This is a genomic window from Isoptericola sp. b515 (assembly GCF_030588125.1).
GTDB classification, from domain to species: domain Bacteria; phylum Actinomycetota; class Actinomycetes; order Actinomycetales; family Cellulomonadaceae; genus Isoptericola; species Isoptericola sediminis.
In genome coordinates, this window is the sequence record NZ_JAUQYR010000003.1 from 459,815 (window position 1) to 471,624 (window position 11,810).

The following is an 11,810-nucleotide window of genomic DNA, read 5'->3' on the forward strand; positions in this document are numbered from 1 at the left end:
GTCCGTGGGTCAGGCGGTGAGCTCCCGCACGACCGTGTCGGCGAGCAGGCGCCCACGGCGGGTGAGCACCGCGCGGCCGCGGACGGCCGCCGCCCCGTCGAGGAGCTCGCGGGCGACCATCCCGGCCACCGCGCGCCGGCCGGGCGGGTCCAGCACGTCCAGGTCCAGCCCCTCGGCGAGCCGGACACCGAGCATGACCCGCTCCAGGTGCGCCTCACCGCGGGAGAGCACCTCACGTCCCGCCCCGGGCGACCGGCCGTCGGCCAGCAGCGCCGCGTAGCGCCGGGGGTGCTTGACGTTCCACCAGCGCACTCCCGCGCCGTCGTCGGTGGCGTCGCCGTCGGGCGCCCCGACGTAGGAGTGCGCGCCGGGGCCGATGCCCCACCAGTCGTCTCCCCGCCAGTAGGCCAGGTTGTGGCGGCACGCCTGTTCCGGTCCGCGCGACCAGTTGCTCACCTCGTACCAGGACAGGCCTGCCGCGGTGAGCAGGTCGTCCGCCAGCTCGTACTTGGCGGCCTGGTCGTCGTCGTCCGGGAGGGTGAGCTCGCCGCGGCGCACCTGCGCCGCCATCTTCGTGCCCGGCTCGACGACCAGGGCGTACGCGGACACGTGGTCGACCCCCGTGCTCAGGGCGGCCTCGACCGACGTCCGCCAGTCGTCCAGGGACTCGCCGGGCGTGCCGTAGATGAGGTCCACCGACACCGCGAGACCGGCCTCGCGGGCCCACCGCACGACGTCGGGCAGACGCGCCGGGTCATGGGTGCGCTCGAGCGTGGCCAGCACGTGCGGCACGGCGGACTGCATCCCGAAGGACACCCGCGTGAACCCCGCCGCGGCGAGCGTGGCCAGCGACTCCGGCGTGACCGAGTCGGGGTTCGCCTCGGTGGTGACCTCGGCGTCGGGGGCCAGCCCCCACGCGGAGCGGATCCCGTCGAGGATCCGCACCAGGTCGGCGGCCGGCAGCATCGTCGGGGTCCCGCCGCCGAAGAACACCGTCCGCACCGGCCGGTGGCCGAGCCCGGCGTCCGCCAGCACCCGGGCGGCCAGGTCGACCTCGCCCAGCGCCGTCGTGGCGTACTGGTGCTGGGAGGCGCCCCCGCCCAGCTCGGCGGCCGTGTAGGTGTTGAAGTCGCAGTAGCCGCACCGCACCGAGCAGAAGGGCACGTGCACGTACACCCCGAACCGGGAGCGCGACGACGGGACACCGGTCGCGTCGTCGGCCGACCGGGTGACGAGGTCGGGCAGCGAGCCGTCCGCCGGGACCGGTTCGCCGTCGGGCAGGGCGGGCACTACTTCTTCTTGTCCTTGGTCTCCTTGCCGCCGGAGCCGTCGGAGGACAGCGCGGAGATGAAGGCTTCCTTCGGGACCTCGACGGACCCGATGTTCTTCATCCGCTTCTTGCCCTCCTTCTGCTTCTCCAGCAGCTTGCGCTTCCGGGAGATGTCGCCGCCGTAGCACTTGGCGAGCACGTCCTTGCGGATCGCGCGCACCGTCTCGCGGGCGATGATGCGAGCCCCGACGGCGGCCTGGATCGGCACCTCGAACTGCTGGCGCGGGATGATCTCCTTGAGCTTGGCCGTCATCTTGACGCCGTACTCGTAGGCCGCGTCCTTGTGCACGATCGCGCTGAAGGCGTCGACCTGGTCGCCCTGCAGCAGGATGTCGACCTTCACCAGATCGGCCGCCTGGTCGCCGGAGGGCTCGTAGTCCAGCGAGGCGTACCCGCGCGTGCGGGACTTCAGCGCGTCGAAGAAGTCGAAGACGATCTCGGCCAGGGGCAGCGTCCAGCGCAGCTCGACCCGGTCCTCCGAGAGGTAGTCCATGCCCTCCATCTGGCCGCGGCGGTCGGTGCACAGCCCCATGACCGCGCCGACGAACTCGCTCGGGGCGAGCACCGTGGCCTTGACGATCGGCTCGCGGACCTCCTTGATGCGCCCGGCGGGGAACTCCGAGGGGTTGGTGACCTTGACCGTCGTGCCGTCCTCCATCGTGACGTCGTAGACGACGTTGGGGGCCGTCGAGATGAGGTCGAGGTCGAACTCGCGCTCGAGGCGCTCGCGCACGATCTCCAGGTGCAGCAGGCCGAGGAACCCGACGCGGAACCCGAACCCGAGCGCCACGGAGGTCTCCGGCTCGTAGTTCAGGGCGGCGTCGTTGAGCTTGAGCTTGTCCAGCGCGTCGCGCAGCGTGGGGTAGTCCGACCCGTCGATCGGGTAGAGGCCGGAGAACACCATCGGCTTGGGGTCGTCGTAGCCGCCCAGCGGTTCGGCGGCGGGGTGCTGCGCGCTCGTCACCGTGTCGCCGACCTTCGACTGGCGCACGTCCTTCACGCCGGTGATGAGGTAGCCGACCTCCCCCACGCCGAGACCCTTGGTCTTGATCGGTTCCGGCGAGATGACACCGATCTCGAGCAGCTCGTGGGTCGCCTTGGTCGACATCATCTCGATCCGCTCGCGCGGGTTGAGGTCGCCGTCGACCGCCCGCACGTAGGTGACCACGCCGCGGTAGGTGTCGTAGACGGAGTCGAAGATCATCGCGCGCGCCGGGGCGTCCGGGTCTCCCACGGGCGCGGGGACGCGGTCGACGATGAGGTCGAGCAGCTCGGTGACGCCGTCACCGGTCTTGCCGGAGACCCGCAGCACGTCCTCCGGCTCCCCGCCGACCAGACCGGCCAGCTCGGCCGCGTACTTCTCGGGCTGCGCGGCCGGCAGGTCGATCTTGTTCAGGACCGGGATGATCTCCAGGTCGTGCTCCATCGCCAGGTACAGGTTGGCGAGGGTCTGGGCCTCGATGCCCTGCGCGGCGTCGACGAGCAGGATCGCGCCCTCGCAGGCCGCCAACGACCGGGACACCTCGTAGGTGAAGTCCACGTGGCCCGGGGTGTCGATCATGTTGAGGGCGTAGGGCTCCTCGCCGCGCTGCCACGGCATGCGCACGGCCTGGGACTTGATCGTGATGCCCCGCTCCCGCTCGATGTCCATCCGGTCGAGGTACTGCGCACGGGCGTCACGCGGCTGCACCACCCCGGTGAGCTGGAGCATGCGGTCCGCCAGCGTCGACTTGCCGTGGTCGATGTGCGCGATGATGCAGAAGTTGCGGATCAGCTCGGGCGGGGTCGCGTTCGGCTGGATGCGTTCGCTCAGGGCGGCGGACGGGATGGGCAACACGTCTCCGTCGGGTCGAGGCTGGACTGCGGGCCTCGTCATTGTCCCACGAGCCCGACGGCGCCCCGGCGGACCCCGGCGGCACCCGTCGCCCCGGACCCCTGCCCGTCACGTCCCCGGCACGCTACGTTGCCCGTCATGACCAGCCCGACACCCGTCGTCGACCCGGGCTCCGGACGCCGCACCGACGGCGGAGCGGACCTCGACCACCTCGACCGCCTCGCCGCGCTGCAGGAGGCGTTCCTCGCGGACGTGCCCGGCGCCGACCCCCGCGCGCACGTGCCGGCCTGCGGCCGCTGGACCGTCGCGCAGCTGGTCACCCACGTGGGCCGGATCCACCACTGGGCCGCCGGCCAGGCGCGTCGACACCAGGAGACGCCGCTCGGGCGCGGCCCCTTCGACCTCGCACCCTTCTACGCCGCGCAGGCCGCCGAGCTGCGGAGCACGCTGGCCGACGTGCCCCCGGACACGCCGTCGTGGACGCTGCTCGGTACCGGGCCGGTGTCGTTCTGGCACCGCCGGCAGGCGCACGAGACCTTGGTCCACCTGCACGACCTGCGGGCGTCCGTGCTGGGATCGGGACGGCTCGTCGCGCCCGAGCGCCCGATCGACGCGGGTCCGCCGGTGTGGGCCGACGCCGTGGACGAGGTCGTGCGGATGTTCGCCCCGCGGCAGGTCGAGCTCGGGCGGATGACGGCGCCGGGCGCCCCGGTGCGCCTGACCGCCACGGACCTCGGCTGGTCCTGGGACCTGGGACCGGAGGCACACGGACCTGCCGCCGTGCTGCAGGCGCCCGCCCGCGAGCTGGCACTGGTGCTCTGGCGCCGGCTCACTCCCGTCGAGGCGGGCGCGCGGATCGACGGCGACGCCGGCCTGGTGGCCGACCTGCTCGCGGCGCGTCTCGTGCCCTGACCCGGCGCCCGTCCGGCCTGTTCCGCCGAGGTCTCCTCCGCGTGTCGCGCCGTAGGCTGTCCGTCATGGCGAGCCACCGGTGGACGAGACTCCTGCGCGACGCGGGCCGCGCCCTCGCGGCGGTCCTCGGGCGTGCCCGACGCCGCCCGCCGGCGGGACGTCCCGCCCCCGGGCGACCGGAACGGGCGCCCTCCTACCCGGGTGACTTCACCGGCATCGTGCGCCCCGTGTACTCCCCGCACCCGGACGGCGCCCCGGACCCCGGCGAGATCGTGTGGACGTGGGTGCCGTTCGAGGAGGACCACACCCGCGGCAAGGACCGCCCCGTGCTGCTGGTCGGCCACGACGGACCCTGGCTGCTCGGTCTGCAGCTGACCAGCAAGAACCACGACCGCGACGCGGCCCAGGAGGCCCGGTTCGGGCGGTTGTGGATGGACATCGGGTCGGGTCCGTGGGACGCCCGGGGCCGGCCGAGCGAGGTCCGGGTCAACCGCGTCGTGCGGGTGGCACCGGATGCCGTGCGCCGCGAGGGCGCGGTCCTGGACGCCGCGACCTTCCGCCAGGTGGTCGACACGATGGGACGCGCCCGCCGCTGACGCGGCGTCGGTCACACCGGTTACCACGTCCCGATCCCGGCTGGTACCGTAGATCCTTGCGTGTCCGCCCAGGTCGGCGGACACCGCCGCAGTTCCTCTCCACGGGTTCCCCACCCCCAGTCCCGGAAGTGCGGCCGCCCTCTACGACCTATCCGCTCGCCGACAGGCGAACACACCAGGAAGTTCTCTCGTGGCAAACATCAAGTCTCAGATCAAGCGCAACCTGCAGAACGAGAAGGCGCGCCTGCGGAACCGCTCCGTGAAGTCGGAGCTCAAGACGTACGTCCGCAAGGTCCGCAAGGCCGTCGCCGCCGGTGACAAGGACGCCGCCACCTCGGCGCTCCGCGACGCCTCGCGCAAGCTCGACAAGGCTGTCTCGAAGGGTGTCATCCACCCCAACCAGGCTGCGAACCGCAAGTCGGCGCTGGCCAAGGCCGTCGACAAGCTCTGACGCCGCCCGGTCGCCCGCGCGACCGCTGGCCGCCGAACGCCCCTGCACCCCGTCGGGTGCGGGGGCGTTCTCGTGCCCGGGGCTAGGACCGCCCGCCGGACCGGGCGATCGTCAGGACCGCCCGCTCGACCGCGTAGACCGGATCACGGCCGCCGCCCTTGACGTCCGCGTCCGCCTGGGCCACCGCCGAGATCGCGGCGGCCAGCCCCTCCGGCGTCCACCGGGACAGGTCCCGCTGGGCGTTGCGCACCTGCCAGTCCTGCAGACCGAGCTCCCGCGCCGTCGTCGACCCGCCCCGGATCGCGGCCACGCGGGCGAGGGTGCGCAGGCGCAGCGCCAGGGCCGCCACCACGGGCACCGGGTCCGCCCCGGTGGCGAGGGCGTGCCGCAGCAGGGCCACCGCCGCGCCGGCGTCGCCGGCCACCGCGGCGTCGGCCACCTTGAAGCCCGTGGCCTCGACGCGACCGCCGTAGTACCGGTCGACGGTCTCGGCGGAGATCGTCCCGGCGGTGTCCGCCACCAGCTGGGAGCAGGCGGCCGCCAGCTCGCGCAGGTCGTTCCCGAGCGCGTCGACCAGCGCCCGCACCGCCGCCTGCTCGGCCCGTCGCCGGGCCGCCCGGAACTCCCCGGCCACGAACGCGACCTTGTCGGCGTCCTTGGTGATCGCGTCGCACTGCAGCACCGGCGCCCCGGTGGCCACGATCGCGTCGAGCATCTTCTTGCCTCGGTTGCCCCCGCGGTGCACCACGACGACGATCGTCTCCGGGTCCGGGGCGGCCACGTAGTCGACGACGTCGGCCACCAGGTCCTCGGTGCACGCCTCGGCACCGCGCACCACCACGGCCTTGGCCTCGCCGAACAGTGACGGACTGGCCGCCACGGTGAGCTGGCCGGCCGCGTAGGTGGGCGCGTCCAGCTCGGCCTTCTCCACCGCGGGGTCCTGTTCGCGGGCGAGCGCCAGGACGCCGTCCACCGCGCGCTCGGCGAGCAGGTCCTCCGGGCCCCGGACGAGGATCACCGGCGCGAGCGTCGGGTCGTCCCAGGGGCGCGTGTTCGCCGACGCCCCCGAGCGGCGGGACGAGCGGGACCGGTTCGTGGAGGGCACGGGGACAGCCTGCCAGACCCGACCGACACGGCGTCCCGGTCCGGTGAGGCGCCGGGTAGCCTGGCCCGGTGCCCCGGACCCTCGTCGTGACCAACGACTTCCCTCCCCGCCAGGGCGGCATCGAGACGTTCGTCCACGCGATGACCTCCCGCTTCGACCCCGACGAGGTGGTCGTCCACACGTCCTCGACGCCGGGCCAGGAGGAGTACGACCGCACGCTGCCCCACCCGGTGGTCCGGGCACGCACGCGGATGCTGCTGCCGACCCCGGCGCGGACCCGGGAGGTCGTCCGCCTCGTGCAGGAGTACCGGTGCGACGCCGTCTGGTTCGGGGCGGCGGCCCCGCTGGGCCTCATGGCACCGACGCTGCGCCGGCGGACCGACGTCCGGCGCCTCGTCGCCACGACCCACGGCCACGAGCTGTGGTGGGCGCGGGTGCCCGGCACCCGGGCGGCGCTGCGGCGCATCGGTCGCTCGGTCGACCACCTCACCTACCTGTCGGACCGGACGGTCGACGTCCTGGCCGAGGCCGTCGGGCCCGAGGTCGTGTCCCGCGCCGTGCGGCTCTCGCCCGGCGTGGACCCGTCGGCCTTCGCCGGTACCGACCCGGCCGGGGGCCGTGCGGTGCGCGACCGCTACGGGATCCCGTCGGACGCACCCGTCGTGCTCTGCGCCGCAAGGATCGTGGAGCGCAAGGGGCAGGACACCCTCGTGCGGGCCATGCCGGAGGTCCTGCGTGCCGTGCCGGACGCGCACCTGCTCCTGGTGGGCGACGGCCCCTACGCCGACCGCGTGCGGCGGCTCGTCGACGCGCACGGCCTCGGGGACCGCGTCGTCCTCGCCGGCGGCCACCCGCACACCGCGATGCCCGCCTTCTACAGTGCCGCGGACGTCTTCGCGGGTCCCTCGAGGACGCGACGGGGCGGTCTCGAGGTCGAAGGTCTCGGCATCGTCTACCTGGAGGCGCAGGCGGCCGGGCTGCCCGTCGTCGTCGGCGACTCCGGCGGCGCCCCCGACGCCGTGGACGACGGTGTGACCGGATTCGTGGTGGACGGCACCGACCCCGGTGACGTCGCCGCCCGCCTCGTCGAGCTCCTGCAGGACCCCGCACGACGGGCGCGGATGGGGGCGGCCGGGCCCGCCTGGGTCGAAGGTGCCTGGACGTGGGACCAGCGGTTCGAGATCCTTCGAGGACTGCTCGCGCGCTGACGCCGCGGCCCTGGCGTCACCGCTCGCACACCAGGGCCGGCGCACCGTCCCGCACGACCAGCGAGGCCGCGCCGCAGCGGTCCGTGCGCACCACGCGCGCGCCGACCCGGCGGTACATCTGCATCGCCGTGTCGGTCGGGTGCCCGTAGTCGTTGCGCCCGACGGAGACCAGGGCGACGGCGGGGTCGAGCAGCCGGGCCAGCTCGGCAGACTGCGCGGCGGACCCGTGGTGCGCCATCTTGACCACCTCGACGGGGTCGGCCGGGTACCCGGTCGACGCGAGGTCGGCGACGAGCCGCTGCTGCCCCGGCACCTCGAGATCGCCGAGCGCGACGACGTCCACGCCACCCGCCGTGCGCAGGGCGAGCGCGACGCTGCCGTCGTTCGCGGACGCAGCGGTCACGTCGGCGCCCAGCACGGTCCAGGTCACGTCACCGGCGGTTCCGTGCCGACCGCGCCCGGCCACCTCCACCGGCACGCCGGCGAGCTCGAGGGTCGCCCTGGTCCGCTCGGCACCCTCGGGCGGGTCGTCGACCGGGGACACCAGCGCCGCCGCCACCCCACGGCCCGCGAGGACGGCGGGCAGGCCTCCGACGTGGTCGGCGTGGAAGTGGCTCAGGACCAGCAGGTCGACCCGGTCGACCCCGAGGCGGTCCAGGCAGCGGGCCGCGTCCTGCCCCGGCGGACCCACGTCGACCACGACCGCGGCGCGCTGCCCGCTGCGCACCACCAGGGTGTCGCCCTGCCCCACGTCGCAGGCCACGACCTGCCAGTCCGCCGGGACCCCCGTGCCGACGGGTCGGACCAGCACCAGCAGCACGGCGAGCACGACCGTGCCGGCCGCGCCCCCGAGGAGCGCCACCGTGAGCGTCCGCCGGCCCGGTCGCGCCCGGCGCCGGGCTCGCGCCACCCAGGACGCCGGGTCCCGGCCCGTCGGCCAGCCCCGCCCGGGCGGACGTCGCAGCACCGCCAGGAGCACGGCGGCCGTCGACAGCGCGAGCAGCGCGGCGCCGGCCGGTCCTCCCGGCCACGGCACACCGGCCCCCGGCACCGCCGCGGCCGTGGTGGCGACGGAGGCGATCCATCCCGTCGCCAGCCCGGCCAGCCAGGCCAGCCCCCCGGCGAGCCCCGGGGCCCAGGGGGCCGTCAGCGTGGCCGCCAGCCCGAGCACCGTGGCGGGCACCACGGCCGGCGCCACGAGCAGGTTGGCCACGACGGCGGTGGTCGGGACCACCGGGTCGAGCAGGATCAGCACCGGCCCGCAGGCCGCCTGGGCGGCGACGGGCACCGCGACCGCGAAGGCGGGTCCACGGCCGCACCACGGCGCCATCCGCCGGGCGAGGGGTCCGGTCAGCAGGACGATCCCCGCGGTGGCCGCGCACGACAGCGCGAAACCGAAGGAGCGTGCCTGCCACGGGTCGACGACGAGCAGCACGGTGGCGGCCGTCGCGAGCGCCGAGAAACCCGCCGAGGGCCGTCCCAGCGCGAGGGCGAGCAGCGCGACGGCACACGTCCAGGCCGCCCGCAGGACGCTGGGCTCGGGACGGACGAGCAGCACGAAGCCGACCGCCACGAGCGCCAGCAGCAGCACCCGGGCGCCCCGGGGGATCCGCAGCGCCACGCACGCGGCACCGGCGACCGCCAGGACGATCGCGAAGTGGCTGCCCGACACGGCGGTGACGTGGGTCAGACCGGTCACGCGCATCGCCTCGTCGATCGGGGCGGGCACCCGCGAGGTGTCCCCCACCGCGGCCCCGGGCACCAGACCGCGGGCCTGCGGCGACAGCCCCCCGGTCACGACGAGCAGCTCGGAACGCAGCCGGTCCGTCAGCCGCCCGACCGGTCCGGGCGCTGCCGTCTCGGGCACCGCGGACGGGACCTGCGCGGCCGCCACCACCCCGGCACCGAACGCGGGCGGTGCCAGCCGGCCCCGGGGGCGCACGGTGGCGCCGACGCGCGGCGCCGGCCCCGGAGCGGTCACCATGACGTGCCCCACCGCCGGGACGAGCACGTCGCGGGTCATCACCTCGTCGACGGCCAGCACCCACCGCTCGCCGTCCCCGCGAGCAGCGGGACGGGCCGACGAGACCACCTCGCCGTGCAGCGTCACGACCGCGCCGTCCGCGGCGAGCCCGCTCAGCGGACCTCGGGCGTCGCTCTGGACCGCCACCGAGGAGGCCACGGCGACCAGGCACGCCGTCACGAGCACGCCGTGCGTCACGACCGGGCGCGTCACCGCCGGGCGGGTCACGACCGGGCGCCCACGCCGCCGGGCGTCGTCGGCCGCGAGCACCGCGCCGACCGCGAGCAGCACCGCCGCGCCGACGGCGACCACCGGTCCGGCCCACGCCGACGACGTCCCCGTCAGGGCCCAGGAGGCGACCCACGCCGCGGCCAGCACCGGCGCGAGCCGCAGGTCCCGCGTCACAGCACCACGCGGTCGCGCAGTCCCTCGAGGAGCACCGGGCCGATCCCCGACACCTCCGTGAGCTCGTCCAGCCGGGAAAAGGGCCCGTGCTCGTCACGCCAGGCGACGATCCGGTCGGCCAGCACGGGCCCGACGCCGGGCAGAGCGGTCAGGGCCACGGCGTCGGCGGTGTTGAGCGGAACCGGACCGGCGTCCGCGCCGGACCCGCCGGCCGGCGGGTCGGCCACGAGCGGCTCCTCCCCCGGCGCCGGCACGTGGACCTGCTCGCCGTCCACGACAGGACGGGCCAGGTTGAGGGCGGTCAGGTCCGCCTCCGGACCGGCACCGCCCGCGGCCTCGACGGCGTCGGCGACCCGTGATCCCGCCGGCACGGTGACCAGCCCGGGTGCGGCGACCTGCCCGATGACGTGCACGACGACGGCCGGTCCCGGGTCGTCGGCACCCGGCGGGGGCGCGGCCGCCGGGTCGGTCCGGTCCGACGAGCCGTCGCCACCGGGGGCGACCGGCGCGGCGGGGGCCGCGGTCGCGGCCGGCACGGGCAGCGGTTCGAGGGTCTCGCGGGGCCACAGCGCGACGGCGGCCGCGATCACGGCGACGAGGAGCAGGACGGCGGCTGCCGCGGTCCCGGCCGGCCCGGCGAGTGCCCAGCGGCTCCGCCCGGGGGCGGGTTCGAGGTCGACCGGGTGCCCGTGGGCGGCGCTGTAGGCGGCGGCGACGTGGCCGGCCGAGCGCCGGGAGCGCAGTCGTTCGACGAGCTCGTCGGGTGCAGCGGTGTCGGGCGGGGTGGCGAGCGCCGCGCGCAACGCCTCGCGGCGGCCCGCCGCCGGGTCGAGCCGGTCGTCGGGGAGGTCGGGAGGTGCCGTGGTCACGGCGCGACGCTAGGGCCGCCTCCGGTGCTGCCGACGGTGGCCGGCCCGCGTCTGTGGACGGGCGCGGGTGTGGATGGCCGCGGCGCCCGCTACCAGGGGCCGCCGGGCTCCAGGTCGTGCACGTGGCCGCCGCGGTCGACGACCACCACGGCCAGCGCTCCCGGCCCCACGTGCGCACCGAGGACCGCACTGACGGGGGTGACGACCGGCAGGAACCCGAGCCGGTCGGCGAGCGCGGCGGCGACCTCGGCCGCCTGCTCGGGTGCTCCGAGGTGGTGCACCGCGACGGCGGGCCGCGAGGCCGCACGGACCTGCTCCAGCGCCAGCCCGACGAGCCGGGCCACCGAGGCCCGGCGGGTCCGGACACGCTGGGTCAGCTCGATCGCGCCGTCGTCCAGGGTAAGGATGGGCCGGACGCCCAGGGCGGTGCCGAGAGCGGCGGCCGGGGCGGAGAGCCGTCCGCCCCGGCGCAGGTGGTCGAGGGAGTCCACGAGGAACGTCGTCCGCGCGGAGGCGGCGACCTCGGCCGCCCGCCGGGCCACGTGGCTCGCGTCGCAGCCCGCGGCCGCGCAGCGAGCCGCCTCGTCCGCGGCGAACCCGAGCCCCATCGCGGCGGTGCGCGAGTCCACGACGCGCACGGGGAGCATCGCCCGCTGCCCGGCACGCTCGGCGGTCCCGGCGGTGCCCGACAGCTTGCCGGACAGGTGCACCGACACCACCGCGCGGGCGCCCTGGGCGGCGAGGTCCCCGTAGACCGAGGTGAACTCGGCGGTGCTGGGCTGCGAGGTCGTCAGCCGCTCTCCCTCGGCGATCCGCGCCGCGACCTCGGCAGCGCGGACGTCGACGCCCTCGCGCAGGTCAGTGTCGTCCGTCACCACGTGCAGGGGGACGACGACGGGCGCCAGCTCTGCGGGCAGCAGCGAGTTGGTGGGCGGGTCTCCTGGGCCGGGCAGGCAGGCGGTCGAGTCGGTCACGACGCGGACGGCCGGTAGGTCACGCATGTCGCCACGAGTGTAGCCACAGGCACCCGTGGGGTCGCGCCGGGCCGGGCAGTGGACCTGCGGGGTCTCTTCCCCG

At 75.6% G+C, this 11,810-nt stretch carries 10 protein-coding genes; 4 read left to right on the top strand and 6 right to left on the bottom strand.

The genetic code is table 11. The annotated features are described in order from the left end of the window. Positions 1–9 precede the first annotated feature (9 nt). Positions 10–1,290 (bottom strand): radical SAM family heme chaperone HemW, encoded by a 1,281-nt coding sequence (gene hemW, locus Q6350_RS11190; RefSeq protein WP_305066194.1) that lies wholly within the window; start codon positions 1,288–1,290, stop codon positions 10–12. Continuing rightward, complete coding sequence (lepA, locus tag Q6350_RS11195; protein WP_369810815.1) at positions 1,290–3,167, bottom strand: translation elongation factor 4; 1,878 nt, start codon at positions 3,165–3,167, stop codon at positions 1,290–1,292. The genes hemW and lepA overlap by 1 nt, the downstream gene beginning before the upstream one ends. A 135-nt stretch (positions 3,168–3,302) precedes the next feature. Here lepA and Q6350_RS11200 point away from each other — a divergent pair, with 135 nt between their 5' ends. The 3 genes from Q6350_RS11200 to rpsT all read left to right on the top strand — a co-directional run bounded on the left by Q6350_RS11200 (position 3,303) and on the right by rpsT (position 5,123). Then, positions 3,303–4,076 (top strand): maleylpyruvate isomerase N-terminal domain-containing protein, encoded by a 774-nt coding sequence (locus Q6350_RS11200; protein WP_305066195.1) that lies wholly within the window; start codon positions 3,303–3,305, stop codon positions 4,074–4,076. A 65-nt stretch (positions 4,077–4,141) separates the two neighbouring features. Then, positions 4,142–4,672 carry a type II toxin-antitoxin system PemK/MazF family toxin gene (locus tag Q6350_RS11205; RefSeq protein ID WP_304604311.1) on the top strand — a complete coding sequence of 177 codons (531 nt, stop codon included), beginning with the start codon at positions 4,142–4,144 and terminating at the stop codon, positions 4,670–4,672. Positions 4,673–4,862: 190 nt separating this feature from the next. Next, positions 4,863–5,123 (top strand): 30S ribosomal protein S20, encoded by a 261-nt coding sequence (gene rpsT, locus Q6350_RS11210; protein WP_171247934.1) that lies wholly within the window; start codon positions 4,863–4,865, stop codon positions 5,121–5,123. Between the two features lie 82 nt (positions 5,124–5,205). On the opposite strand, the gene holA is transcribed toward rpsT, so the two are convergent. Further along, complete coding sequence (gene holA, locus Q6350_RS11215) at positions 5,206–6,228, bottom strand: DNA polymerase III subunit delta (RefSeq protein WP_304604312.1); 1,023 nt, start codon at positions 6,226–6,228, stop codon at positions 5,206–5,208. A gap of 68 nt (positions 6,229–6,296) precedes the next feature. Here holA and Q6350_RS11220 point away from each other — a divergent pair, with 68 nt between their 5' ends. Then, positions 6,297–7,436, top strand: coding sequence for a glycosyltransferase family 4 protein (locus Q6350_RS11220; RefSeq protein ID WP_304606958.1), 1,140 nt, complete (start codon positions 6,297–6,299; stop codon positions 7,434–7,436). A gap of 16 nt (positions 7,437–7,452) precedes the next feature. Here the strand turns inward: Q6350_RS11220 and Q6350_RS11225 are convergent, their stop codons facing one another. The 3 genes from Q6350_RS11225 to Q6350_RS11235 all read right to left on the bottom strand — a co-directional run bounded on the left by Q6350_RS11225 (position 7,453) and on the right by Q6350_RS11235 (position 11,734). Continuing rightward, on the bottom strand, positions 7,453–9,864 hold the full coding sequence (locus Q6350_RS11225) for a ComEC/Rec2 family competence protein (protein ID WP_305066197.1): 2,412 nt from the start codon (positions 9,862–9,864) through the stop codon (positions 7,453–7,455). Beyond that, complete coding sequence (locus Q6350_RS11230; RefSeq protein WP_304604315.1) at positions 9,861–10,733, bottom strand: helix-hairpin-helix domain-containing protein; 873 nt, start codon at positions 10,731–10,733, stop codon at positions 9,861–9,863. The genes Q6350_RS11225 and Q6350_RS11230 overlap by 4 nt, the downstream gene beginning before the upstream one ends. Positions 10,734–10,822: 89 nt before the next feature. After that, on the bottom strand, positions 10,823–11,734 hold the full coding sequence (locus Q6350_RS11235; protein ID WP_305066198.1) for a DegV family protein: 912 nt from the start codon (positions 11,732–11,734) through the stop codon (positions 10,823–10,825). Positions 11,735–11,810: the final 76 nt, after the last annotated feature.